This is a genomic window from Catenulispora sp. GP43 (genome assembly GCF_041260665.1).
Taxonomy (GTDB): domain Bacteria; phylum Actinomycetota; class Actinomycetes; order Streptomycetales; family Catenulisporaceae; genus Catenulispora.
In genome coordinates, this window is record NZ_JBGCCT010000012.1 from 1 (window position 1) to 25,237 (window position 25,237).

Genomic DNA, 25,237 nt, shown 5'->3' on the forward strand with positions numbered 1-25,237 from the left:
AGGGCATGTACTCGGTGATCACGGCCACCCGCAGAGCGGACCGCTCGGCGTCGCCGGGCGCCAGGCGATGCATCCGGTCCAAGGACCGCAGCGCCGCGGCTCACTGATCAGTCCGGTCGCGACCGCGGCGATCGAGCCCGTGACGATCCAGGCCGTGACGATCCGGGCCCTGGCGATCCAGACCGCGGCCGATCGGCAGCTCGGAGGCGGGCTCGCGGGCTCGATCTCGCTGGTGCGGCAGACGCACGGCGACGACCGCGACTCGGCCGGTCGCCGCGCCGCCGGTCGCAGCGGGACGGGCACAGAGCCGAGGGCCCGAGCGCGGTTGATCTCGCAGCGCGCGAGGTTGGACCTCACGTTTCGGCGTGCTGGTGGAGGTCGTGCCCGTTGAGCGCCCTACGCTTTCGCATATGGGGCGTCGGCTGCGTGGGAGGGCTTTCGCGGCCGAAGGTCAAACCGGTGCCTGCCCCGACCGCATACGGCGCGTCGGAATTCACGGCGCCAAAGTCTGGGGCGTATGAAGTTACTGCCACATTAGCGCGAATCGGTATGATCCGTATATAACGCCCCCACCCGCTACCCGACGTGGTCTCGAGAGGCCGGCGGTCCCGTGCGCGCGAGTACAGAAGCCGGAGCGGTAGCCGGAAGAAGCCGATGTTCGGCGAGGCGCCGAGGGTCGGGCCAGCGGACGTCGGTGGCCCAGCCGAGGCGCTCGAAAAGACGGATCACCCCGGCGGACAGGTCGATCTGGCCGCGGTCCACACCGTGCCGGGCGCAGGACGGATCGGAGTGGTGGGTGTTGTGCCAGCTCTCGCCCATCGACAGCAGGGCCAGCGGCCACAGGTTCGTGGCCCGGTCGTGCCGGCGGGTCGCGAAAGGCCGCCTACCCAGCAGGTGACACAGGGAGTTGACGCTCCACGTCACATGCTGCAACAGGAACACCCGGGCCAGCCCGGCCCATATCAGCGCCGTGACTCCCGCGGTCCAGGCGAAGCCGCCGATCGCCCAGCCGGCCAGAGCCGGCAAGGCCAAAGACGCCACACACAGCGCGGGGAACAACCCGGAGATACGGCGCATGACCGGTTCGGCCACCAGGTCCGGGGCGAAGTGGCCGACGTCGGTCGGATCGTCGCCGAACAGCCAGCCGAAGTGCGCATGGACCAGGCCGCGCAGTTGGCCCACGGGTCCGGTGCCGTACCGGTAGGGCGAGTGCGGATCACCGGGCCGGTCGGTGAACGCGTGATGCCGCCGGTGGGTCGCGACCCAGCTGATGGCCGCCCCCTGGAAGCTCATCGATCCCGCGACCGCGAGCCCCGCACGCAAAGCCGGCCTGGCGGTGAAGCTCCGGTGGGTCAGCAGTCTGTGGAAGCCGACGGTCACGCCGAACCCGGTCAGGAAGTAGAAGAAGCCCGCCAGAACCAGATCGGTGACACCGACCCCGCGCCCCCACAACAACCACACCGCGGCGACGAGCCCGAGCAGCGGCGCGATGACGAGCAGGGCCGTCACGGCCACCTGGACCCGGCGTTGCAGTGGCGTCGTGGAGGTCGGCGGATGGCCGGGAAACGGCTGAGCGCCGTCATAGGGAACAGCAGCCATGGTGGTCACCTCACTGGTGAATGCAGCGAGGCGGGTCACTGGACCGGCGTGAGGTCTAGACCTGATCGGAAACTCGGTCGACTGCGATGATTCGAGCGTTTCGCACATATTGTACGGCCACAGACCGGGCAGCGGCCAGGCACTGCGCGCAGCGGTGCCGCGCCTCGCGGGGAGAGACGCGGCACCGGTCCAAGGGCGCTACTCGGCGTTCACGGCGTGGCCTCCGATTGCCTCCTCCCGCGCGGGACCACCGCACCCCGGGTGGTGAGCAGGTCGTCGAAGAGTATTTGGTACTGCATCAGGGCTTCGCGCTTCACCTCGACCGGCATCGACGCCGGATCGGCCCGCATACGCTCACTGACCCACAGCGCTTGGCGGTAGCCGGCCAAGACGCCTCCGTGCTCGACCGAAAGCATCGCCAACTGCTCGCCTCGATCGTCGACGGGATAGCCCCTGGCTTCCAGCAGCCGACCGAGCAGCTGCTCGACGCCCGCCAGGGCGAACGCCGGGTCCTCGGGGAAACCGCCCCGGAGGCGCTCCCAGGACGAGATGTAGAGATCCCGGTCGTTCGCGCTGATCGGTTCCAGGCGCATCCTGCTGTGCATCTGGTTGCGCCGCGCCAGCTCACGGTCCGCGGCCCGCGTTCCGCCGTACTCGGACCGCACCCGGTCGTATTCGGGCCCGAACGCGGTTCGGACCTCGCGCCTGGTGTGGTCGCGCCGACCGCTGATCGCGACGACGGCGATGAACAGGACGGCGGCGATGAAAGTGATGATCGCGGCTGTGATCATGTGGGCCTCCTCAAAGGGGCTTCCGCCCATGAGTACCCGAATCGCCGGATCCAAACGGGGTGGCGCACGTACTTCGTGGCGGCACAGGCTTCAGGGCGCCTGGGGCTCGTGCGGCCCGGTCACTTGGCCTTGACGTGCTTGGTGATGCTGAGCTGGCCGACGTTGTCGGCGTCCATCGCCTCGGCCTTGCCCTGGTCGGCCAGCAGCGTGCCGTCGCCCAGCTCGAAACCGCGCTTGAACTGCGCGACCGCGTCCTTGAACGCCGAGACCGTGTCGTCGGAGAACTGACCGGTCTCGCGGACCGTCGCCAGAACGCCGGCGTGGTCGGTCTTCAAGAAGGCGATGAACTCCTTCTCGAAACGGCGCACAGCGGACTCACCACCCGACCCATGAAGTCGTCACCGACCGGCGTGGACAGGATCTCGCCGGTGCGCGTCACAGACTGGCCTTCTGCGATCCGCCCGTAGTCGCCGAGCACGACCACCCCGATCTCGCGGACATCCAGGTTCAGGGCGATGCCCAGGGTGCCGTCCTCAAACTTCAGCAACTCGTTGGTCATGGCCGAGGGCAGACCCTCGACCTTGGCGATACCGTCACCGATCACAGTGACGCCGCCGATCTCAGTTTTCGGGGCCGTCGACGTTTCGTAGGAAGCGACAAAGCGCTTCAACGCGTCCCGGATCTCGTCCGGACGAATGGTGAGCTCCACCATGAAGGATCAGACCGCCTTCACAGTGGTCATCGGCGGGCGAGCTGCCGTTCTCCGGCAGCACCCGGCTCGTAGGGCATCTCGTAATGATGGAACACGGCTTCCTCGTCCTCGAACGGCAGAATGTCGTCGGTGCCGATCGCCGGACTGCCCTTGACGAGCGACTTGGCGTAGTTGACCTTGACGTAGCCGGGTCCCACGATCACGCCGTCCAGGGGGACGAACACCAGGCGGTGGCGGGTGGGCATGCCCACCTGGACGGTGGCCATCGCCGGTTCGTCGGTACTGGTGTCCACGTAGACCGCCTCCAAGGAGCCGATCTTGTGGCCGCCGTTGTCGATCACATCGCAGGTGCGCCACTCCCGCAGGTCCGCTGTCTGGATCATCGTGCCTCCTCACACTGGCCGGGGGCGTGTCCCGCCTCGTCTTGCGACCTTGGCCTGTGTGCTCCCTTGTGCGCCGAACAGCGCAAACCAAACGTTGAGGAAGGATGTCACTTTCTGTGACATATCCACTCAAAGGGGACCAGCGAGTTCAGACCACGGCGTGAACAGCCTCGAATCGTCTAAGGGGTCTGCGTTTCGCCCCTGCAAGCCCGGCGCGAGCGGGACGCGATCCCGCTTGCAAGCACGTCGTGCGAGCGTGTCGACAATCAAGCGCCTGCTCGGCGCTTGACGGCCACGACGAAAGGCATGACATGGCAGCGTTCACTGGACTTCGCAGCAAGCTGGGACGGAAGACCGGCGTCCTCGTCGCGGCGTCGGCGGCCGTGGCGACCAGCTTGGCCGCGGCCCCCGCGCACGCTACCACCTCGTGGTTCTCCACGATCGTCAACGACGGCAGCAACAAGTGCATCGAGGTGTACCACTCCGAGACCACGAACTACGCCAACGTGGACCAGTACACCTGCAACGGCTCCGACACCCAGCAGTGGATGTTCGTCTCCGAGGGCTACAACTCCAACTCGCTGGAGCTCTTCGAGATCGTCAACAACAACAGCGGGAAGTGCCTCGACGTCTACGACGGCGGTACGGCGAACTACACGAACGTCGACCAGTACACCTGCAACCGGACCGGTGCGCAGCTGTGGTACTTCGGGGGCTCGAACCCCTCGTCCGATCCCGGACACGGCATCTCGTTGGTCCTCATCAACAACGGCAGCGGCAAGGCCCTTGACGTGCAGGGCGGCTCCAAGGCGAACTACGGGAACATCGACATCTACCAGGACAACGAATCGGACGCGCAGTTCTTCTCGTACTAAGAAACGCCACTTGCCCGTGACGAATGGCTAGAGTCGCGCCCATGAAGGCACGGAGCTGTCAGGTCTGCGGTGCCCCACTGCCGGTCATGGCCAGCAGCACGAGCGCGTCGTGCTCCGGCGTCCCGGGCGCGGCCTGATAAACCAGCATCCGCTGACTCCCCCCCACGAGGCCGAGTGCCTCGTTGGCGAGGGTGACCCGGCCGATCACCGGATGCTGGAAGTCAGTTGAGCCGGCGCGCTTGGGGCGTACCTCGTGGCGCTGCCACAGGGTGGTGAACTCGGCGCTGGCTTCGGAGATCTCGGCGACCAGTGCGGCGGTTCGGTCCGGGGCCGTCAGTTGGGCGGTGCGCAGCTGCGCCAGGCTGTTGGCGGCCACGCGGTTCCAGTCGGCGAACAGGGTGCGGGCGGTCGGGTGCAGGAAGGTGTAGCGGATCGTGTTGCGCCGGCCGGGGGGCCAGTCGTCCAGGCCGGGCATCAGGGCCAGGGCTTCGGGGTTGGCGGCCAGGAGGTCGTTGATCTCGTCGAGGACGTAGGCCGGGCTCGGGCGGAGCGACTCCAGCAGCAGGTGTACGCCCGGGGTGACCGGGCGCGGATCCGCAGGCGGGCGGCGGGCGGTGCGGCCGGCGGCCTGGTCGGCCAGGCCCAGCAGGTGGGTGTGCTCGTCCGGGGTCAGGTGCAGGGCTTTGGCCAGTGCGCCCAGGACCGCGTCGCTCGGTGCCTTCTCCCGGCCCTGCTCGATGCGGATGTAGTAGTCCACGCTCACTCCGGCCAGGGCGGCCAGTTCCTCACGGCGCAGGCCCGGGGTGCGGCGGGTGCTCAGTCCGCTGGGCAGGCCGACGTCGGTGGGGCTGATGCGGCCGCGCCGGTCGCGCAAGAACTGCGCCATGGCGTTCACCGCTTCAGTCTGCCATCGGTGATCGGGGCCGGGGTGGCCGTGGCACACCTAGGAACGCGGCGGTCTCGTCGCCGGTGGCCGGGCGGGACAGGCTCTCAGGCATGACAAACGCGATCATCATCGGCGGCGGCTCCGGGATGGGCCTGGCCCTGGCTCGGACGCTGCTCGCCGAGGGCATGGAAGTGACGATCGTCGGGCGGTCCGCCGAGCGGCTCGCCGCGGCGCGCGAGGGCTTGGAGTCGTCGACCGGTGGAAGGGTCGCGGCGGTCAGCGCCGACATCGGGCGTGAGGAGGACATAGCCGAGCTGTTCGCCGGGGTGGGCCGGGTGGATCATGTGGCCGTCACCGCCGCCGACGCGACCGGCGTCTACGGACCCACCACCGGCGTCACCACCGCGACCGCGCGCGCCGTCCTGGACACCAAGGTGCTCGGCGCCTGGCTGGTCGCCAAGCACGCGGCGGGGCGGGTCACCGGCTCCATCACCTACACCTCGGGCATCAACGCCTACCGTCCGAACGGCTCCAACACGATCATGGCCGCGGCCAACGGCGCCCTGGAGTCGCTGGTCTACGGCTTGTCGATCGAGCTGGCGCCGGTGCGCGTGAACGCGGTCTCCCCGGGCTGGGTGGACACCCCCATCTGGGACGCGCTCGGCATGGACAAGCTGGCGGCCTTCGCCGAGCTCGCGCAGCGGCTGCCGGCCCGCCGGATCGGCACTCCGGACGACATCGCCAAGGCGTTCTCGTCCGTCATGGGCAACAGCTACATCTCCGGCACCGTGCTGCACGTCGACGGGGGCCATCGCATCAGCTGACGTGATCTTCCGGAGAAATCATGGCAAACGGGTGCGGGATCTTTCCGGCACCCGCTAGCTTTGCGCTGCCGGGGGAGAATTCGGGCCCTGCGATCTACGCGCGAGCGGGAGGTGCTGGGTGGATCCGGCGACGTTGGTGGTGCAGGCGCTGGTCACCGGCGCCGGCGCGGGTCTGGGCGGCACCGCCTCGGCCGCGGTGTCCGACGGCTACGGCGCGCTGAAGCACGTGGTGGTCCGGCGGCTGGCCGGCCGGCACGCGGCGCTGGCGCAGATCCAGGCGATCGACAGCGGCGGCGGGTCCACCGACGGGCTGGTCCACGAGCTGGTCCACGAACTCGTCCTGGCCGGGGCCGTCGACGACCGGCTCCTGGCCGACGCGCGGCAGCTGCTGGCCCTGGCCGACCCGGAGGGCACCAGGTCCGGCACGTACCGGCTCGACCTGCGGGAAGCACGCGGCGTGCAGGTCGGCGACGGCAACACGCAGACCAACACATTCCATTAGGTGCCCGCTGGCGGGACGGCGGGCCGGGGGGAAGGCGAGAGTCAGCCATGCGGATCGGTCAGGCCAAAGGCGCGCAAGTCGGCGACGGCAACACCCAGCACAACACCTACCTGCCGCCACAGAAGAGCGGCGGACGGCACGGCACGCGGGACGACTCGTCGGTGACCGTCACCGCCGGCGACAATTCGACCGTCACCACCACGCAGAGGAACCTGAAGCTCTCGATCCCGGTGATCGGCCCGCTGTTCAGCTTCGCCTCGGTGCACCCGGTGATCGTCGCCACGACGGCCGTGGTCGTCCTCGGCGGCACGGGAGCGGTGGCGACCGGGGCGATGTCGGACTCGAAGAGCGGCGGGTCCACCGAGTTGGTGCGGGGGTTCCATCTCACGGTGGCCGAGGCCGGCGCGCAGCCGGTCGGCTACGACTTCTCCCACACGCCGCCGGTGCTGGCCGGGCCGAACACCGACGCCATCTACGTCCAGGGCGGATTCATCTACTCCACCGCCGGGAAGCTGGCCGGCTGGACGGGCGTGACCAACCCGACGGCGGCCCAGTGCCGCGACGCCATCGCCAAGCAGCCGGTGCGCGAGGTCGTCATCGGCGACGGTGACATGACGTGCTACCTGGACTCCGGGGGCGACGTCGGCTACTTCACGGTCACCTCCAGCCCGATGACCGGCGGCTACATCACCATCGACACCGCGCATCTGAGCTGATCCGCGAGTTCGGGGGCTTGGGGGCTTGGGGCTCGGGGGCTCGGGGACCGATCAGTCGGCGCGGACGATCATCGCGAAGGTCCGACCGACCGTCATCTCCTCGGTCCGCGGCCAGTCGGCTTCGCGCAGTGCCCGGGTGGCGGCCTCGTGGAGGTCGCCGTTCACGCGGACCTCCACGTCCTGCGACGCGGAGCTGGTGGCGAGGTAGAACTTGACGCCGTTCGGCCTGGCCGGGTCGAGGTCCGGGAGCAGGTGCGGGGCGACGAGTCGCCACGGCGGGTTCCGCATGAACCAGTCCTTGTGGGCCTCGTGCTCGTCGCCGACGCCCCAGCCGCCGATGAGGCCGGCGCTGACGGTCCAGCCGGGGACGCCGTGCGAGTGGTCGGGTCCGAAGGTCTCCCCGACCCTGTTGCGGGGTCCCTGGAACATGCCGATGACCGCGCGGGCCGTGGTGTCGGCCCAGGTCTCGACGCCGCGGTTCAGCGCGGTGTTCACATCCGGTCCGGGGATCTGGACGCAGTCCGGCACGTGGGTCACGGTCCCGTCGTCGTTCGCGATCGCGAAGACCAGCCGCACGTGCTCGGGATCCTGGTCGTTCTCGCAGGAGCCGAGGAAGACGATCGACGCGTTCGGTCCGGCCAGGAGCAGGCCGTGCTCCTCGTCCCGGTCGAGGAACCAGGGCCGGAACATCGCGTCCAGATAGGAGTTCGCCAGCCTCAGCTTGAACTCCGCGGCGGACATCGGTTCGGCCGGGGCATGCGGCGCCGAACGCGAGACTTGCCTCTTCAACCAGCCCATGCGCGCACTTTAGCGAGCGCCGCTTCCTCGGCGCACCGTCTGGGGGTTGATAGTCTTGCCGCATGGCGACGATCCGCAAGGCGGTCATCCCGGCAGCCGGGATCGGCTCGCGACTGCTGCCGCTGACCAAGGCCATCCCGAAGGAGATGCTGCCGGTCGGCGACCGGCCGGTCATCGAGCACACGGTGCGGGAACTGGTCGCGTCCGGGATCTGCGACATCACCATCGTGGTGTCCGGCGGCAAGGACCTGATCCAGCAGCACTTCCGGCCGAATCCGGCCCTGGTCGAGCAGCTGCAGGCGGCCGGCAAGACCGACTACGCCCAGGCCGTCGAGGACGTCGGCGAGCTGTCGCGGGCCGGGCACATCACCTACCTCGACCAGATCGGGCCCTACGGCAACGGCACGCCGGTGCTCAACGCCGCGCGGGGGCTCGGGGACGAGCCGATGCTGGTGCTGTGGCCGGACGACGTCTTCGTCGCCGAGGTCCCGCGCGCCCAGCAGCTCATCGCGGCCTTCGAGAAGACCGCGTGCCCGGTGCTGGCGCTGATGCCCATGGCCCGGGGCGACTCGCGGCGGTACGGGGTGCCGGACGTCCAGGAGGACCTGGGCGGCGGGCTGCTGCGGATCACCGGGCTGCTCGAGAAGCCCGAGCCCGAGCAGGCGCCCTCCGAGTTCGCGGCGATCGGCGGGTACGTCGTCACCCCGGCGATCATCGAGGAGCTCCAGCGGATCACGGACGAGTGGGAGCGGCACCGCTCCGGCGAGGTCTACCTGACCGACGCGATCAACGCCCACGCCGCTGAGCACGCGGTGTACGGGCAGGTCATCGCCGGTCAGTGGTACGACACCGGCAATCCCGCGGACTACCTGGTCGCCCAGTTCATGGCGGCGATGGCGCACCCCGAGTACGGCCCGATCCTGCGCGGGCTCTCCGCGCGCCACTCCGCGGCCGACTGACGCCGCTCGCGGCTGGTCCGGTCGACACCGACCGCACCGCCGATCGGGTCCACGCCGGCGGCCGCACCGTCCCTCACCAGACGCGCCGCCGGTACGCCCGGGACCTGGCCGCCACCCCGGCGGCGACGCGCGGGGCGGCGAAGACGGTCCCGCACACGAACCGCATCAGCGGCCCGAACGTACCCGCGGCCGGGAACCCGACGAAGTACAGTCCCGGGACCGACGACTGGAAATCGCCGCCCAGCACGGGCCACCCGCCGCGGCGCGCGAGCCTGGTCCGGATCTCCGGGGCCAGGAACGGAAAGGCTCCCGGCCCGATCCGGTATCCGGTCGCGGCGAGCAGGTGGTCGGCGTGGATCGTCCGCGTCGCGCCGCCGGGGCCCTGCACCCTCAGCGCGATCCGGTCGCCGACCACCGTCCCGCCGGCCACGCGGTGCTCCTCGAGGATCGGCACGACGCCGTCGACGCGGTCGCGCAGCCACCACGCGCCCGAGGGCCCGAGGATGCGCGCCACGAGTTCCTGGCGCGCCCGGCCCGGCAGAAGGCGGAAAGCGGCCGCCCCTTGCACGCAGGCGTACAGCGACAGGCCCGGGCCCAGGGGCGTGGGCGGCTTGGGCACCAGGTGCCGGCGGTCGACGACGCGCCCCACGCCGCGCAGATCCGGATCCGGGGCTTCCGCGAACACCACCTGCGGCCTGCGGGCCACCACGACCGGCAGCCCGCCGGACTCGGCCAGCAGCGCCGCGCTCTCCAGCGCCGACTGGCCGGCGCCGACGACGACCACCTCGCGGTCGGCGAGCGCCGCCATGTCGGCGTGCTCGGAGCTGTGCGACACGAGCTTCGCGCAGGGCCGGCCCTCCCCCGCGCCGGCGTTCGCCCTCCTGGCCAGGGCCGACAGGCTCGGCGGGACGTACGCGTGCCCGATCAGCCCGCTGGCCACGATGACCGCGCCGGCGTCGATCCGCTCGCCCTGCTCGGTGGTGACGACGAACCCGCCGAGGCGCTGCTCGACGCCGCACACCTCGACGGCTTCGACGTCGGGCACCAGGCGCTCGGCGAACCAGAATCCGTAGTCGGTGAACACACCGATCGGCACCGGGTCCACGCCTTCCAGCGTGGGCAGGCCGGCCTCGGCGCAGAAGTCGGCGAGGCTGTGGCCCGGCTGGGGAGCGGCCAGGTTGGAGGCGGCCGGGGCGGACTTGAGGTTCATGCCCTTGGGCATGTGGGCCGTCCAGGACCGCATGGTCCGGCCGAAGATCCGGACCCGCATGCCGTGGTGGCGGAGGAAGGCGCACGTGGACAGGCCGTAGGGACCGGCTCCGATGACCACGACGTCGACCGTGCTGTCGGCCGGACTCGCGGCCGGGACGGCGGCGTCGGGCCTGGAGACTGTCGCGGTCATCGCTGCTCCCCGTTGTAGGTGGGACGAGAGTGGGCGGGGCGGGATCCGACAGCCGTCCTGCGCACCGGCCGGCCCAGTTCGCTCACGATGGTGCGCAGCACACGCCAGCCGTCGGCCCAGGTCCTGAGGTGGCTCTCGCCGAAGGTGCGCGCGTACTCGTAGGACGGCACCTCGGCGAGCTTGAGGCGGGCCGAGGCCGCGTGCGCGGCCAGCAGCGTCTCGATCTCGAACCCGTCGCCGCGCTCGGCGGCCGCGCCGTCGGTGCCCGGCAGCCCCAGGCGGTCCACGCACCGCGCGCGGAAGGCGGTGTAGCCGTAGCAGAGGTCGGTGAACGAGGTGCCGTACAGCGCGTTCATCATCATGGCCAGCACGCGGTTGCCGGCGCGGCGCAGCGGGGTCAGGTCGCTGCTCCCGCCGCCGGCCAGGAAGCGGCTGCCCTTGGCGAAGTCGCATCCGGCGGCCAGGGCGGCGACGAAGTAGGGGATCTCGGCCGGGTCCGTCGATCCGTCCGCGTCCATCGTGACGATGATGTCGCCGCTGCACGCCGCGATGCCGCAGGACAGCGCGTTGCCCTTGCCGCGACGCGTCTGCTGGACCACGACCACGTCGGGACAGACCCGACGGGCCGCGGCGACGGTGCCGTCGTGAGATCCGCCGTCGACGAGGATGATCTCGTGCAGCAACGGGGCCGGCAGCCGGATCAGGACGTCCGGGAGGTTGCGCACTTCGTTCTTGGCGGGGATGACGACGCTGACCTTCAGCGCGGTGCCGGCTCGCGCCCTTGGTCGCGGCTCGGACGGGAACCCGGAGGGCTGCCTCTCCGGTCGCGGAAGAGGACGGAATCCCCCGGTGAGCTGGGTGCTGACGGGCTGCGGGAGTGTCGAAACCCCATCGGGCGACACCGTGTCTCTCGCAGGCATGGTGGCCTCACCTGTCCTCCTGACGCCCGCCGGGCGATCCGCGGGTCGCCGTACGGCGATGCGGTCCCTCGGCTCTGCTCGGTTACTAAGGGAAGATTCGGCGATCGAGATCCAGCGGCCTTCAAGGCCGCATCTGTATTTGCTCAATGCTGTGCGCGGCCGCGCGCGCCGCTCAAGGTGTGGCCCCAGCGGTTCGCGACTAGCCTGGGGTCCGTGTTCGGTGATCGGAACACCTGCTCGGAAGACAGGCGAGATGCGATCGCGGCGCTGGTCGACGCGCTGCGTCCGCTGGACCATGAATCGGCTGACCTTCTCCATGCGGCGTCGCACGAGTTGCGGACGCCGTTGACGAGCATCGTCGGTTTCACCGAGTTGCTCGGCGAGGGCGCGGCCGGACCGGTCACCGCACAGCAGCGGCGGCTGCTGGCCGTCATCGCGGACAACGCGGCCCGTCTGATGGCGATGGTGGACAGTCTCGAGCCCGCGCCGCACGATCCGCACGATCCGCACGGCCGGCGTCGGCCGATCGACGACTACAGGGCGGTCCGCCTTCCGCTTCCCGGCGCGGAACCGCAAGAGGAGGCCGCGCGGGAGACGCGATGGTGACCCGGGACAAAGCGCTGGTCATCGAGGACGCGGCGGACATCCGGCTGCTGCTGCGCGAGACGCTGGTCCAGTCCGGCTTCGAGGTCGCCGAGGCGGGGACCGGGACGCAGGGCCTGGACCTGGCCGCCGCGCTGCGTCCGGACCTGGTCACGCTGGACCTCATCCTGCCGGACATCGACGGGATCGAGGTGTGCCGGCGGCTGCGCACGATGAGCAACGCCTATCTCATCATGCTGACCGCGCGCACCGAGGAGGCGGACCGGCTGGTCGGCCTGGAAGTCGGGGCCGACGACTATATGGTCAAGCCGTTCTCGCCGCGGGAGCTGCGCGCGCGGGTGACGGCGATGCTGCGGCGGCCGCGGATGGACGACCCCGGAGCGGCCGCGGAGCCCTCGGTGCTGCGCAGCCGGGACCTGGTCGTGGACCGGGACATGCGGGAGGTGACGCTGGCCGGCGCCCCGGTCCCGCTCACCCGGACCGAGTTCGACCTGCTGGTCACGTTCATGAGCCAGCCGCGGCGGGTGTGGGAGCGCGAGACGCTGGCGCGGCAGGTGTGGCGGACCGAGTGGGCGGTGAACGACCACGTGATCGACGTGCACGTCGCCAATCTGCGGCACAAGCTGGGCCAGAGCGCCGACGGCGGCGGGCTGGTGCGCACGGTGCGGGGCGTCGGCTACCGGTTCGGCGCCGATGTCGATGTCGAGCAGAGTCCGCTGCAGGGCGGGAGCGGCGTGATGCCGCGGGCCGACTGATATCGGCGCCTGTACCCCGAGTTTCGTCATGCGGCGGGACCGTCGTGCTGCGGAGCGTTTTGCGGCGGGATCGTCATGCGGCGTGGTCGCGCAGCACGCCGGCCAGGTCCTCGGCCACGGCGTCGGCTTCGCGGCGCAGTGCCGCGATCGGACGGGAACCGGCCGCCCGGCCGTCCCGGTAGGCCTGCTCGATCCCGGCGACGAGGCCGGCCAGTCGGCCCGCTCCGAGCATCTCGCTAGCGACCCGCAGGTCATAGGCCGCGCGCAACCCGTCGGCGCGACCGCTCTCGCGGGGCTGCACGATGCGTTTCAAGCGGGGCTGAAGCAGGTCGAGGTACGTCGCGATGAAACGCCGCATCGTGCTCTCGCCGACCTCGTCGCGCACCCTCGCCAGGCGGACGCGGTCCACAGGTTCCGCGGGTCCTGACGTGGGAGTCGGAGGAACCATGGGCCCCAGCTTGAGCGGCGAACACCAAGCGGAGATCTGCTCCACGTCAGGTTCTGCTCAAACGGCCCAGGATGAGGGGTCACGGGTGTCGCCCCACCTGCCGTGGGTGATCTCCTGGAACAGTGGATCCCGTGTGGTGGGAGCGGTGGAACCAGTGGACGCTCACCGAGCTGCCGCTGCTCAACCAGGCTGTCATGCGGCGGCGCCGGCCGGCGCGGGATCTGGTCGCGCAGGCCCGGGCGGCGGTGCTGGCGGATCTGCCCGACGCCGGCGAGTACACGCCGCGGGAGGCACGCCGCGTCCTGGTGATGCTCGGGCTGCTCGGGGCCTCGGCCGCGCGGCACCACCAGGAGGCCGACGTCGCGCGCAAGGCCAAGCCGCAGGAGTCGTTCGGCGGGCTGGAGGTCGGGGCGCGGGGCGTGCCGTTCCTGAGCTACTTCGCGGCGGTGGCCGAGGCCTCCGGGACCGGACACCCGGGACGCGACTGCTACGCGTCGATCGTCAGATGGAATGTGCCCACCGCCGAGGTGCGCGTCGGGGGCGAGACGGTCACGGCCGTGCCGGGGGTCTTCGCGGACGACCGGATCCGCACCTACACCGGCGATCCCGGCGAGCTGGCGTTCCTGGAACTGCTGAAGACGTCGGAAGCCCTGGAGCTGGCGGCGAACGACGTGCTGGAACCGGTCGCGGACGGCTCCTGCGACATCCGCTCCGAGGAGGCGGCCGAGCGGGCTTGGGCCGCGACCCGGTTCCTGACCGCGCTGGCCACGGCCAACCAGGGGTTCGCCGCGCTGGCCCCGGACCACGGCGGGCTCGGCACCGAGCACTTCATGGACGTCTTCCGGCAGTTCGCGGTGCACTGGCAGCCCGACGACATCCCGCCCAGCGGCGCGCAGGACGTCCAGTTCCTGCGTCGCGACCTGCTGCTCGGCATCGACTTCCCCGGATACCACCACCACATGAGGCGCAACTACCCGGCGCTGCTGGACGAGGAGCGGACCTGGCTCGACCGGCAGGCCGCCCGGCCCGACCTGGCTGCGTCGCTGCTGCAGGCCTTCGATCTGTCGCCGCCGGAACTCGCCACGGCCACCCGGGACCAGCTACGGGACCTGGTGCGCGAGCATCCGGGGCTGACCGCCTGGTACTCGCTGCTGGCGGCGAACGCGAAGGTCGGCGGGGTGCACCTGATGCTGATGGAGAAGTACCTGTTCAAGCCGCAGCGCGCGCGGGACGAGTCCGGGGTCGGCGACTCGCCGCTGGTGTCCAACCGGCGCGGGACCAGCGGGATGGAGGAGCCGCTGCTGGTGCGGCTCACGCGGGCGCGGCGCGACCATCCGCTGCGGATGTTCGTGATGCTGCCGGCGGATGAGCTGAGCCGGAGCGCGCCGGCGGGCCATCCGGACGGGGTTCCGACGGTGCGGTACCGGGCCGGAGAGAGCTGAGGTGGCGGGCGGCATATCCGGAACGCGCCGGCGAACCACGCGCCCTCGCCCTTGGCCCGTCCGGTCGACACTCCGGTGGTGCGAACGCGGGATGCCACCGACAATGAACCGGGTCGCCCATGCTGCGGAGGCACTATGAACGGGCAGCGGATCGGCGGTGCGGCGTCGGCCACCGCGCTGAGCCCGGGCGCCGGAGCCGGCTCCGGGTCTTCGGCGCGCAAGCGGCGGTCCGTCGCGGGGCGGCTGCGGGCGCCGAGAGCGCTGAGGTTCGGGGCGCTCTTGGCCGTGGCCGGGGTCGGGACGTGCGCGGTCGCGGGGCGGATGCTGAGCGGACGGCGGTTGGCCGAACAGCATCTGGCGCAGGAGCGGCAGGAGACCGATCGGCTGCTGAAGGTCATCGACAACACCTCCGCGGTCATCTACATGCGCGACAACGAAGGCCGCTACCTGCTGGTGAACCGGCAGTACGAGCAGCTTTTCGGGATCCGGCGGCAGGACATCGTGGGGCTGACCGACCATGACCTGTTCCCCAAGGAGATGGCGGACAACTTCCGGGCCAACGACCTGCGGGCGCTGTCGCGGGGCGCGCCGATCCAGATGGAGGAGGTCGCGCCGCATCCGGACGGTGTGCACACCTACATCACCGTCAAGTACCCGATCCGGGATCTGGCCGGCCGCACCTACGCCATCTGCGGCATCTCCACCGACATCACGCCGCTCAAGCGGGTCGAGGAGAAGGAGCGGCGGCTCAACGCCGAGTTGGAGGGCCGGGTCCGGGACCGGACCGCGGAGCTGGAGGCCACGGCGCGGGAGCTGGACGCCTTCGCCTACTCCGTGTCGCACGACCTGCGGGCGCCGCTGCGGGCCGTGGCCGGCTTCAGCGAGATGCTGCTGGAGGACCACAGCGGGCAGCTCGACGAGGACGGGCGCGACTATCTGGACCGCGTGGTCGCCGCCACCAAGCACATGGGCCGGCTGATCGACGATCTGCTGAACCTGTCCCGGGCCGGCCGGGCCGACCTCTCCCGGCGTCCGGTGGATCTGAGCGCGATGGCGCACCGGGTGGCCGGCGAGCTGGCGGCGGCCGATCCGGAGGCGGCCGGCTCGGTGCGGATCTCCATCGACGACGGCCTGGCCGCGATCGGCGATCCGGCGCTCCTGGAGATCGTGATGCGCAACCTGGTCTCCAACGCGTGGAAGTTCTCCGCCAAGCAGCCGGAGCCGGCGATCCACGTCGGCTCGACCGAGCAGGAGGGCGGCACGGTCCTGTTCGTCCGCGACAACGGCGCCGGGTTCGACATGCGCCACGCCGACCGGCTGTTCGCGCCGTTCCAGCGCCTGCACTCCGCCACCGAGTTCGCCGGCAGCGGCGTCGGCCTGGCGCTGGTCGCCCGGATCATCACCCGGCATGGCGGCCACGTGTGGGCGGAGAGCGAGGTCGGCAAGGGCGCGGCCTTCTACTTCACGCTGCCCGGCGCCCCCGATCCACCGCCGGCCGCCGGGGCCGAGGTCCCATGACCGCCGGCATCTCCCACGAACTCAGGCTCCTGGTCTGCGACGACAGCGACGACGACGCGGTGCTGCTGGTCCGGCATCTGAGGCGGGGCGGCCTGTGGGTGGAGTACGAGCGGGCCCAGACCGCCGGCGAGGTCGCCGGGGCCCTGCGGGACCGTCCCCCGGACCTGGTGATCTCCGACTACGGCATGCCCGGGTTCACCGCGGAGGAGGCGCTGAAGCTGCTGCACGCCAGCGGCCTGGACGTGCCGTTCATCGTGGTGTCCGGCCTGATCGGCGAGGAGTCCGCGGTCACCCTGATGCGGGCCGGCGCCCACGACTTCGTCCTGAAAGGCCGCATGGTGCGGCTGGTGCCGGCGGTGCGCCGGGAGCTGACCCAGGCGTACGCCCGCCGCGAGCGCCGGGCCGCCGAGGAGGCGCTGCGGGTCAGCGAGGAGCGATACCGGCAGCTCACCGAACGCATCCCCGACGCGCTGTACCGGGTCCGGATCCACCCGAGGCTGGAGGTGGAGTACTTCAGCCCCACCACCTCGGTCATCCTCGGGCGGGACCCGGAGGAGCTGTGCGGCGATCCGAGCGCCGTCTTCGCGATCGTCGCCCCCGAGGACCGCGCGCTGCTCCGGCAGGCCTGGGAGAACCCGATGCCCGGGCCGCTGACGATCGGCTGGAACCGGCCCGACGGCACGAAGGTGTGGACGGAGCAGCGGGCCGTCGCCCTGAACGACGCCGAGGGCCGGACCGTGGCCATCGAGGGCATCCTGCGCGACATCACCGACCAGGTCGAGGCCTCCGCCGAGCGCGAGTCCCTGGAGCAGCAGCTGCACCAGGCCGAGCGGCTGGACTCGCTGGGCCGGCTGGCCGGCGGCATCGCCCACGACTTCAACAACCTGCTCGCGGTCATCCTCGGCCACACCGAGCTGGCGCTGGCCGAGAGCCCCGAGGACAGCGGGGTGCGGGCCCATCTGGAGCTGGTCCGGCGGCTGACCGAGCGCGGCGCCGGGCTGACCCGGCAGCTGCTGGTGTTCAGCCGGCAGGAGTCGGTGGCGCCGGAGATCGTGGACGTCAACGAGGCGGTCGTGCTCACCGAGCAGGTGCTGCGCGGGGCGATCGGGGAGGACATCGAGTTCGTCGCCGACCTGGCCCCGGACCTGTGGCGGGTCATGATCGACCGCAGCGAGCTGGAGCGGCTGCTGCTGAACCTGGTGGTCAACGCGCGCAAGGCGATGCCCGACGGCGGCTGCCTGACGGTCCGGACCCGGAACGTCCCGGCGGCCGGGCCGGAGTCCGGCGGCGCGTCCGGCAGCGCGTCCGGCAGCGCGTCCGGCAGCGCGTCCGGCAGCGCGTCCGGCGGCGCGTCCGGCGGCGCGTCCGGCGGTATGTCCGGCGGCGGCCGGTCCGGCGCCGGGCCGGGACCCGGGCCCCACAGCGAGTCCGACAGCGAGCCTGAGAGCGAGCCCGGCGCGGACAGCGGGCCGCGAGTGCGGTTGAGCGTGGCCGACACCGGGATCGGGATGCCCGCGAGCACCGTCGAGCACATCTTCGAGCCCTTCTTCACCACGGACTCGTCCGCGGGCATGGGTCTGGGGCTGTCGACCGCCTACGGCATGGTCACGGCGGCGGGCGGGCGCATCACGATCGACTCCGCGCCGGACGCGGGCACCACCGTGCAGGTGGACCTGCCGGCGGCTCCGGACGCCGTACCGCCGCCGCCCGGCCGGGAACCGGAACCGCCGACCGGCCGCGGCCAGACCGTGCTCGTCGTCGAGGACGACGACGACGTCCGCGAGCTGGTGGCCGTGATGCTCAGCCGGTCCGGCTACCAGGTCGTCGCGGCGCCGTCGCCGGAGGCCGCGCTGGCCCTGGCCGAACGATCGCCGGCCGGCCACGACGCGCTGGTGAGCGACATCGTCATGCCGGAGATGTCCGGGACCGCGCTGGCCGAACGCATGTGGGCCCGGCAACCGGATCTGCCGGTGCTCCTGATGTCGGGCTATACGGCGCGCGAGCTTTCGGAGGGCTTCGCGCCGGTGGGCCCGGTCTCGCTGATCCGCAAACCGTTCACGACCGCGGCGCTGCTCACCGCGCTGGACCAGCTGCTCCGTTCCGCCCGCCCTTGAGCCAACCGCCCGTGAGCGAACCGCCCTTGAGCAAACGCTGAGAAGCACTTGAGGGCGACCGGACCTGCGGCGCCGAGCGTGGGTGCTGAACACTTCGTACCCGGCGCGCGGGAGCAGCGATGGACGAGCAGAACACCCGGTACGCGCCTCCGACGCTCGGACCCTACGCCCCGCCGTCCCGCCGGCGGGCCCCCAAGGCCAAGGACCACTTCTCGCTCGCGGACCGGATCGATCCGAACGCCGCGCCGATCCTGGTCGCCCAGCTCGACCTCGACGATCCGGACCGGACTCCGATCCGCACGGCGCACGCCGGGCAGGTCATGGCCCTGGTCCGGCTGCACCGGCACCCTTTGGGCGTGGTGGGCACCCGCGTCGGCGCGGACCACGACCTGCGCGCGACGCTGCGCCGGGCCGCGGCGCGCGACCTCGCGCCGGAGATCAGCCGGCACCGGCGGATGGACTCCGAACCCATCGGGCGACCGGGCCGGCCGCTGGCCGTCAACGGCTACGCCGGGCTTCCCGCCTGCCTCAGCGGACGGGCCGCGGTCCGCGCCGACCCGCCGCCGATGAGCGTGATCATCGGCACCCGGGAGCGTCCCGCCGAACTGGAGCGCTGCCTGCGCTCGCTGTCGGCCTTGGACTACCCGCGCTTCGAGGTCATCGTCGTCGACAACGACCCGGAGACCGACCAGACCCGGCGGGTCGCCGACCGGGCCCCGGTCTCGGTGCTCTATCTGCGCCAGCCCCGCCGGGGCCTGGCGGCGGCGCGCAACCTGGGCGCGAAGGCGGCGACCGGGGCGATCCTGGCCTTCACCGACGACGACGTGACAGTGGACCGGGACTGGCTCCTGGCGCTGGCCGAGGCCTTCATCGATCCCCGCGTCGGCTGCGTGACCGGGCTGATCATGCCCGGCGAACTGGGCAACCGGACCCAGGCCATGCTGGAGCGGCGCGGCGGGTACTCCCGGGGCTTCGAGCCGCACGTGTTCCAGACCGGCCGGCGCAGCGAGGACCCGCTGTTCCCGTTCACCGCCGGCCGGATGGGGTCCGGCGCCAACATGGCGTTCGCGGCCCCGGCCCTGGAGCGGCTCGACGGCTTCGACCCCGCGCTGGGCCCGGGGACCAAGGCCCGCGCCGGCGAGGACCTGCTCGCCCTGTTCAGCACCGTCGCGACCGGCGGCCGGCTGGTCTACCAGCCCGACGCGGTGGTCTGGCACCACCACCGCCGCGACCCCGAGGCGCTGGCGGCGCAGGCCTTCGGGTACGGCGTCGGACTCGGCGCCTACCTGACGGCGGCCGTGATCCGGGAACCGGCGACGCTGCCCGCGCTGCTCCGGCGGCTGCCGCGCGGACTGGCCTACGCCCTGCGCACCTCCGCCCCGGACCGCGACGACCGCAGCGCCTGGCCGGCCCGCCTGGCCGCGCTGGAACGCCGCGGCATGCTCTGCGGACCGGCCGCCTACCTGCGCGGCCGCTGGCTGTGCCGAAACCTGCCGTCGGGAAAGGAGCTGTGGTGACCTCCACGGTCACCAAACCGCGGCCGCACGCCCGTCCGACCGGCCGCGGCCTTGCCGGCGTGCGCCTGCCGGCCTACCGGGACCAGCTGGTCCGCACCGGCCACCTGCTGACCCTCAGTTCCCTGCTGACCTCGGCGATCGGCGCGATCTACTGGGCTGTCGCCACCCGGGTGTACGGGCCGGCCAGCGTCGGCCGGTCGTACGCCGCGGTCTCGGCGATGACCCTGCTGGCCAGCGTCGGCGGGCTGAACCTGGGCAACGTGCTGGTCCGGTTCCTGCCGACCTCCGGGGCCCGGGCCCGCCGGCTGGTGACGATGATGTACCTGGCGGCCGCGTTCGGCGCCGCCGCCGCCGCGTTCGGCTTCGTCCTGCTGGTCCCGCGGCTGTCCTCCGGGCTCGCCTTCCTGCACGCGCCGCTGATCGGCGGCGGCTTCGTGATCGGCGCGGCGGCGTACGCGATCTTCATCCTGCAGGACGGCGCCCTGACCGGACTGCGCCGGCCCGGCTGGGTCGTCTGGGAGAACGCGCTGTTCGCCCTGGTGAAGATCTTTCTGGTGTCGGTCCTGGCCGTCACGGCCGCGCGGGCCCAGGGGATCCTCGTGTCCTGGATCGTGGCCCTGGTCGCCGCGGTGTTGGTGACCAACGGATTCCTGTACCACCGGCTGGCGGTCCTGGCCCGGACCGAGGCCGGGCCGGCCGGTCCGGTCCCGACCCCCACCGCCGGCTACATCACGGCCGACTACGCCGGGCAGCTGCTGTGGATCACCGCGAGCAGCCTGCCGCCGATCATGGTCCTGGACCGGCTGGGCGCCGTGGACAGCGCGTACTTCTCCGTGTCGTGGTCCATCACCAACGCGCTCTACATGTTCGCCATCAACATGGGGCTGGCGTTCGTGGTGGAGAGCGCCCACCAGCGGACGGTGGACCGGGCCCGGCTGCGGCACATGTTCCGGCACACGATGGTGGTGCTCGGCCCCTGCGTCGTCGTGGCGATCGCGGCCGCACCGCTGATCCTGCGGATATACGGCACCGAATACCAGCACGGGGCCACCGGCCTGCTGCGGATCCTGGTGCTGTCCGCGCTGCCGAACATGGTCCTGGTGATGGCCGTGAGCGTGGCCCGGGCGCGGATGCGCATGAAGGTCGTCGCCCTGGTCTACCTGGTGCAGTGCGTCCTGCTCATCGGACTGACAGTGGTCCTGCTGCCGGTGATGGGCGTGGCCGGCGCCGGGGTCGCGTGGCTGGCGAGCCTGACGGTCGTCGCGGTCGGCCTTTTGTGGAAGCGGCGGGCCTGGCTCACGAGCGACGCGACAGCGGCCGCCCTGGCTCCGACGCCGACACTGGCACCGGCACTGGCACCGAGCCGGGCCGCACTCCCCAGCGTCAGCGTGATCATCTGCGCCTACACCCTGGACCGCTGGGACGACATGCTCGCCGCCGTCGGCTCGGTACGGCACCAGACGGTCCGCCCGGACGAGATCGTCCTGGTCATCGACCACTGCCCCGAGCTGCTGAAGCGCGCGCAGGAGGAGATCGGCGGCATCAGGGTGGTGCCCAACCAGTGCCTGCGGGGGCTCTCCGGCGCGCGCAACACCGGGATCCGGACGGCCTCCCACGACGTCCTGGCCTTCCTCGACGACGACGCCGTCGCCGATCCGGACTGGCTGGAGCGGCTTCTGGCGTCCTACGAGAACGAGTCGGTGCTCGGCGTCGGCGGCCTCGTGACGCCCCGCTGGGACGCCGAACGGCCGGCCTGGTTCGCCCGGGAATTCGACTGGGTCGTCGGCTGCAGCTACCGCGGCATGCAGATCCCCGTCCGCAACTTCATCGGCGCCAACATGTCGTTCCGGCGCGACGTCGCGGTCCGACTCGGCGGATTCCGCACCGATCTGGGACGGGTCGGGACCCGTCCGGTCGGCGGCGAGGACACCGAGTTCTGCATCCGGGCCACCTCCGAGACCGAGGGCGGCTCGCTCGTCTACCAGGAGCGGGCCCGGGTCCGGCACCGCGTGCCCGAAAAGCGCGGCACCCGGCGCTACTTCCTGTCCCGCTGTTTCGCCGAGGGCCTGTCCAAGTCGGTGGTGCGGCGCATGTCCGGCGGCGGGGCGGGGCTGGCCTCGGAACGCGGATATCTGTCCAGCGCGATCCCGGCGGCGTTGGTGCGGCCGCTGCGCCGGGGCCCGGACCGGCCTTCCTTCGCCACGGTGCCGATGCTGATCGCGGGGGTCCTGTACACGGTCTCCGGGTTCGTCGTCGGCAGCGCGAACAAGAGCCTGGCATCGAGTGCGGTCGCCGCGCCGGTTGTCGGCGAACCTACACAGCCACCCGAACCCACACAGTCGCCCGAACTTACAGAGTCGCCCGAAGCCACAGAGCCGCCCGAAGCTCAGGAGCCGGCGCAACCGGTCGACTCGCCGGGACGCCCCGAACCCGAGGCGGCCGCGGCACCGGCCAACCCCCTCATCGCAGCCCACCCGGCGCTGCGGTGGACGCTTGTCGCGGCGACGGTGTCGGCGCTGGTGGTCGCCCTGGCTCTGTGGATCTATTCGCTGCACCACATCCCGCTGGACAAGCTCGGGGACCTCGGGCTGACCGGCATCCTGCCCGCCGGCTACTGGGCCGCGGCGGCCATCCTGACCGTCGGGTTCTGCCTCACCCTCACCGCGGCGCCCGTCCGCAGAGCGGTGTCGCCGGCCGCTTATGTCATAGCCCTGATCTTCATCCAGAACGCCACCCCGATCTTCGTGTACTCCACCCTGCGCTATCCCTGGGCCTTCAAGCACACGCAGGTCGCCTCCTACATCGCCGCGCACGGCAAGGTTCCCCCGCTGCCCGGCAGCAACATCCTGTCCGCGTACAGCGAGTGGCCCGGCTTCTTCGCCCTCAACGCGCTGCTGTCCAAGATGCTCGGCGTCCAGGACGCGACGTCCTACGCCGCCTGGGCCCCACTGGTGTTCAACCTGCTGATGCTGATGCCGCTGCTGCTGCTCTTCCGGTCGGTGACCCGGCGACGGGCCCTGATCTGGACCGGCGTCTGGATCTTCTACGTGGGGGCGTGGATCGGCGAGGACTACTTCTCTCCGCAGTCCTTCTCGCTGCTGCTGTACATCACGTTCATCGCCGTGCTGGTGCACAGGCTTACCGCCGGCAAGCACAGGCCCACCACCGGCAAACCACGGGTCACAGTCCCGGCAGCGCCCCGCTTCGAGACCGCCATGCTGCTGGTCATCGCCGCCGCGATCATCACCAGCCACCAGCTGACGCCGTTCATGCTCCTGGCGGCACTGGTCGCGGTCTCCTGCAAGCGCGCCTACCGCAAGGTCTCGCTGCCGCTGCTGGCCGGGACGGCCCTGATGGTCGTGGTGTGGGCCGGGACCGTCGCCCGGCCGTTCATGGCGGCGAACCTCAGCGGCTTCGTCAGCGCCGTCGGCAAGCTCGGCTTCGGGACCAGTGTCGGGGTGATCAAGCTGGGGACGGTGCCGCCGCACGTGGTGATGATCGCCAACATCGACCGCGCCCTGTCCGCCACGATCGTCGTCCTGGCGCTGCTCGGCATGCTGTGCCGGCGCTGGCCGGCCCGCGTCGCGCTCATCCCCCTGGTCCTGGCGCCGATCCCGATCTTCGCGCTGACCACCTACGGCAGCGCCGTGATCTTCCGGGTCTACCTGTTCATGCTCCCGGCCGCCGCGCTGCTGGCGGCCGCCACGCTCGTGCCTTGGCGCGCCGCGTGGGAGTCGACGCACCACCTGGGGCGCAGGCTGTTCAACGGCGGCGTCCGCGTCGCCGGGGCGGGCGCCCTGGTGGTGATGTTCGTCGCGTACACCTTCGGCAACTACGGCAACGAGCTCGTGAACTACTCGCCGCCGGACCAGGTGGCCGCGGCCGAGTACATGTACTCCGTGGCGCCGCCGCACTCGCTGATCCTGGCCGCCAACGACGAGTTCGACCGCGCGTACACGAACTACTGGGACGACCCGCTCGTGCAGTTCGACGGCCAGGGCGTCCAGGTCATCGACCGGCTGGCGCAGGATCCGGTCGGCGAGCTGCAGGCGTTGTCGCGGGGCACCCCCAACTCCGCCACCTTCGTCATCCTCACCCGCACCCAGGAGGCCGCCGTGACCGACAACAGTCTGATGCCGGCCGGGCTGTACGCGAAGATCCAGGCGGCGCTCGACACGTCGCCGCACGTCCAGACCCTCTACCGGGCGACCGACGCGACCGTCTACCGGCTCATCCCTGAGCCGCAGGCACAGCCCCCTCAGCAACCACCCGGAACCGGCACCACCACCAGCACCGAGGTCCACCCGGAGGTACCACGATGAGATTCCCCCTTCTCCTGATCGTCCTGCTGGCCCTGTCGGGCTGGATCGCGCTGGCCGCGACGGCGATGCCGCCGGAGTCACCGGTCCGTGTCCTGGTCTCTGTCGCGTTCTTGTTCCTGTGCCCGGGAACCGCCGCCGTCCTGCTCGCCGACGCCCTGATGACCAGGCGCGGCATCCGTCCCTACGGCACGCTCGCCTCCGTCGTTCTGGCGGTGGCCGTGAGCCTGGCGCTGGCCACGCTGGTCAGCGAGGCGTTCGCGCTGACCGGGACGTTCACCATGGTGCGCTGCCTGATCACCCTCGCCGCGCTGACCACCGGCCTGGTCCTGATTCCCAGACTCACCCACCTCGGGGAGGTCAAGTCATGAACCCGCTGGCTGTTCTGCTCTATCACACGATCAGCGACGACCCGCCGTCGTGGGTGGCGCCGTTCGCCGTCGGTACCCGCACCTTCCTGGGCCAGCTCGACGCCGTCGTCGACAGCGGACGGCCGATCGTGACGGCGAGCCAGGTGGTGGCGTCCCGGCGCGGCGGGCCGGCCCTGCCGCCGGACGCCGTCGCGCTCACCTTCGACGACGGCTTCCGGGACTTCGCCGAGACGGCCGCGCCGGCGCTGGCCGCGCGCTCGCTGCCGGCGGCGTTGTTCGTCACCACCGGGGCCCTGCACCCGCACCACCGCAGCGTTCTCGGGGACGCACCGATGCTGAGCATGGACGAGGTCGTCGCACTGGACCGGGCGGGCGTCGAGATCTGCTCGCACGCCCACATGCACGAACAACTGGACACGCTGCCGCCGCAACGGATCACCCAGGAACTCCTGATCCCCAAGTGGATCCTCGAAGAGGCGCTGGGGCACGTGGTACCGCTCTACGCCTATCCCTACGGGTATTCGAGCCTTGAGGTGCGGAACCGGACGCGCCACGCGGGCTACCTCGGGTCCTTCGCCGTGCGCAACGCCTTCAGCCCGGACGACGACGATCCCTACCGGATCGCCAGGCTCATGGTCTGTCAGGAAACCAGCCCGGAGACCTTCGCTTCCTGGCTCCGGGGAGCGGGAGCGCCCACGGCCTCGGCGCACGAGCAGCCGCAGACCATGCTGTGGCGCCAGTACCGCCGCTCCCGGGCCCGGCTCCACGCCGTTCGGAGGTGAC

The 25,237-nt window shown here is 71.3% G+C and carries 24 protein-coding genes and 1 pseudogene; 15 read left to right on the top strand and 10 right to left on the bottom strand.

Annotated elements, in window-relative coordinates; all coding sequences use genetic code 11:
* Window positions 1-391, top strand: a 391-nt coding sequence (locus ABH926_RS24195; protein ID WP_370368023.1) for a hypothetical protein, incomplete at its 5' end; no start/stop codon positions are given.
* 185 nt (window positions 392-576) lie between these two features.
* On the opposite strand, the gene ABH926_RS24200 is transcribed toward ABH926_RS24195, so the two are convergent.
* The 5 genes and pseudogenes from ABH926_RS24200 to ABH926_RS24220 form a co-directional block, all read right to left on the bottom strand.
* A complete protein-coding gene (locus tag ABH926_RS24200) occupies window positions 577-1,599 on the bottom strand; it encodes an acyl-CoA desaturase (RefSeq protein ID WP_370368024.1) in 1,023 nt (340 codons plus the stop codon).
* A gap of 209 nt (window positions 1,600-1,808) precedes the next feature.
* Entirely contained in the window at window positions 1,809-2,390 is a 582-nt protein-coding gene (locus tag ABH926_RS24205; protein ID WP_370368025.1) for a hypothetical protein, read from the bottom strand.
* 119 nt (window positions 2,391-2,509) lie between these two features.
* A complete protein-coding gene (locus tag ABH926_RS24210) occupies window positions 2,510-2,725 on the bottom strand; it encodes a hypothetical protein (RefSeq protein WP_370368026.1) in 216 nt (71 codons plus the stop codon).
* Window positions 2,726-2,757: 32 nt separating this feature from the next.
* Window positions 2,758-3,102: pseudogene (locus ABH926_RS24215) on the bottom strand (F0F1 ATP synthase subunit alpha); the annotation flags it as partial.
* A gap of 26 nt (window positions 3,103-3,128) precedes the next feature.
* Window positions 3,129-3,485: a PRC-barrel domain-containing protein gene (locus tag ABH926_RS24220; protein ID WP_370368027.1), complete on the bottom strand. Its 357-nt coding sequence runs from the start codon at window positions 3,483-3,485 to the stop codon at window positions 3,129-3,131.
* Between the two features lie 311 nt (window positions 3,486-3,796).
* On the opposite strand from ABH926_RS24220, the gene ABH926_RS24225 reads away from it, so the two are divergent.
* Window positions 3,797-4,360, top strand: coding sequence for an RICIN domain-containing protein (locus ABH926_RS24225; protein WP_370368028.1), 564 nt, complete (start codon window positions 3,797-3,799; stop codon window positions 4,358-4,360).
* 58 nt (window positions 4,361-4,418) lie between these two features.
* Here the strand turns inward: ABH926_RS24225 and ABH926_RS24230 are convergent, their stop codons facing one another.
* Window positions 4,419-5,246 (bottom strand): helix-turn-helix domain-containing protein, encoded by an 828-nt coding sequence (locus ABH926_RS24230; protein WP_370368231.1) that lies wholly within the window; start codon window positions 5,244-5,246, stop codon window positions 4,419-4,421.
* 110 nt (window positions 5,247-5,356) lie between these two features.
* Here ABH926_RS24230 and ABH926_RS24235 point away from each other — a divergent pair, with 110 nt between their 5' ends.
* From ABH926_RS24235 to ABH926_RS24245, 3 genes are all read left to right on the top strand, one after another.
* Complete coding sequence (locus ABH926_RS24235) at window positions 5,357-6,070, top strand: SDR family oxidoreductase (RefSeq protein ID WP_370368029.1); 714 nt, start codon at window positions 5,357-5,359, stop codon at window positions 6,068-6,070.
* A gap of 118 nt (window positions 6,071-6,188) precedes the next feature.
* Window positions 6,189-6,572 (top strand): hypothetical protein, encoded by a 384-nt coding sequence (locus tag ABH926_RS24240; protein ID WP_370368030.1) that lies wholly within the window; start codon window positions 6,189-6,191, stop codon window positions 6,570-6,572.
* 47 nt (window positions 6,573-6,619) lie between these two features.
* A complete protein-coding gene (locus ABH926_RS24245; RefSeq protein ID WP_370368031.1) occupies window positions 6,620-7,288 on the top strand; it encodes a hypothetical protein in 669 nt (222 codons plus the stop codon).
* A 51-nt stretch (window positions 7,289-7,339) separates the two neighbouring features.
* On the opposite strand, the gene ABH926_RS24250 is transcribed toward ABH926_RS24245, so the two are convergent.
* Window positions 7,340-8,086, bottom strand: coding sequence for a DUF6348 family protein (locus tag ABH926_RS24250; RefSeq protein WP_370368032.1), 747 nt, complete (start codon window positions 8,084-8,086; stop codon window positions 7,340-7,342).
* Window positions 8,087-8,148: 62 nt separating this feature from the next.
* Here ABH926_RS24250 and ABH926_RS24255 point away from each other — a divergent pair, with 62 nt between their 5' ends.
* On the top strand, window positions 8,149-9,045 hold the full coding sequence (locus tag ABH926_RS24255) for a UTP--glucose-1-phosphate uridylyltransferase (protein WP_370368033.1): 897 nt from the start codon (window positions 8,149-8,151) through the stop codon (window positions 9,043-9,045).
* A 73-nt stretch (window positions 9,046-9,118) separates the two neighbouring features.
* Here ABH926_RS24255 and ABH926_RS24260 read toward each other — a convergent pair whose 3' ends face one another.
* Both ABH926_RS24260 and ABH926_RS24265 read right to left on the bottom strand, forming a co-directional pair.
* On the bottom strand, window positions 9,119-10,447 hold the full coding sequence (locus tag ABH926_RS24260) for an FAD-dependent oxidoreductase (protein WP_370368034.1): 1,329 nt from the start codon (window positions 10,445-10,447) through the stop codon (window positions 9,119-9,121).
* On the bottom strand, window positions 10,444-11,349 hold the full coding sequence (locus ABH926_RS24265) for a glycosyltransferase family 2 protein (protein ID WP_370368232.1): 906 nt from the start codon (window positions 11,347-11,349) through the stop codon (window positions 10,444-10,446). The genes ABH926_RS24260 and ABH926_RS24265 overlap by 4 nt, the downstream gene beginning before the upstream one ends.
* Window positions 11,350-11,580: 231 nt before the next feature.
* On the opposite strand from ABH926_RS24265, the gene ABH926_RS24270 reads away from it, so the two are divergent.
* The gene (locus ABH926_RS24270) at window positions 11,581-11,973 is read left to right on the top strand and encodes a histidine kinase dimerization/phospho-acceptor domain-containing protein (RefSeq protein ID WP_370368035.1); all 393 of its coding nucleotides are present in this window, start codon (window positions 11,581-11,583) and stop codon (window positions 11,971-11,973) included.
* The gene (locus ABH926_RS24275; RefSeq protein ID WP_370368036.1) at window positions 11,967-12,725 is read left to right on the top strand and encodes a response regulator transcription factor; all 759 of its coding nucleotides are present in this window, start codon (window positions 11,967-11,969) and stop codon (window positions 12,723-12,725) included. Before ABH926_RS24270 ends, ABH926_RS24275 begins: the two co-directional genes overlap by 7 nt.
* A gap of 73 nt (window positions 12,726-12,798) precedes the next feature.
* Here the strand turns inward: ABH926_RS24275 and ABH926_RS24280 are convergent, their stop codons facing one another.
* Window positions 12,799-13,134 carry a hypothetical protein gene (locus ABH926_RS24280; RefSeq protein WP_370368037.1) on the bottom strand — a complete coding sequence of 112 codons (336 nt, stop codon included), beginning with the start codon at window positions 13,132-13,134 and terminating at the stop codon, window positions 12,799-12,801.
* Window positions 13,135-13,295: 161 nt separating this feature from the next.
* Here ABH926_RS24280 and ABH926_RS24285 point away from each other — a divergent pair, with 161 nt between their 5' ends.
* The 7 genes from ABH926_RS24285 to ABH926_RS24315 all read left to right on the top strand — a co-directional run bounded on the left by ABH926_RS24285 (window position 13,296) and on the right by ABH926_RS24315 (window position 25,236).
* Window positions 13,296-14,615, top strand: coding sequence for a hypothetical protein (locus ABH926_RS24285; protein ID WP_370368038.1), 1,320 nt, complete (start codon window positions 13,296-13,298; stop codon window positions 14,613-14,615).
* Between the two features lie 135 nt (window positions 14,616-14,750).
* Window positions 14,751-16,133 (top strand): ATP-binding protein, encoded by a 1,383-nt coding sequence (locus tag ABH926_RS24290; RefSeq protein WP_370368039.1) that lies wholly within the window; start codon window positions 14,751-14,753, stop codon window positions 16,131-16,133.
* Complete coding sequence (locus tag ABH926_RS24295) at window positions 16,130-18,247, top strand: response regulator (RefSeq protein WP_370368040.1); 2,118 nt, start codon at window positions 16,130-16,132, stop codon at window positions 18,245-18,247. The genes ABH926_RS24290 and ABH926_RS24295 overlap by 4 nt, the downstream gene beginning before the upstream one ends.
* A 119-nt stretch (window positions 18,248-18,366) precedes the next feature.
* Window positions 18,367-19,764, top strand: coding sequence for a glycosyltransferase family 2 protein (locus tag ABH926_RS24300; protein WP_370368041.1), 1,398 nt, complete (start codon window positions 18,367-18,369; stop codon window positions 19,762-19,764).
* Entirely contained in the window at window positions 19,761-24,086 is a 4,326-nt protein-coding gene (locus tag ABH926_RS24305; protein ID WP_370368042.1) for a glycosyltransferase, read from the top strand. Before ABH926_RS24300 ends, ABH926_RS24305 begins: the two co-directional genes overlap by 4 nt.
* Window positions 24,083-24,454: a hypothetical protein gene (locus ABH926_RS24310; protein ID WP_370368043.1), complete on the top strand. Its 372-nt coding sequence runs from the start codon at window positions 24,083-24,085 to the stop codon at window positions 24,452-24,454. Before ABH926_RS24305 ends, ABH926_RS24310 begins: the two co-directional genes overlap by 4 nt.
* Complete coding sequence (locus tag ABH926_RS24315) at window positions 24,451-25,236, top strand: polysaccharide deacetylase family protein (protein ID WP_370368044.1); 786 nt, start codon at window positions 24,451-24,453, stop codon at window positions 25,234-25,236. Before ABH926_RS24310 ends, ABH926_RS24315 begins: the two co-directional genes overlap by 4 nt.
* The last annotated feature ends 1 nt before the right edge of the window (window position 25,237 follow it).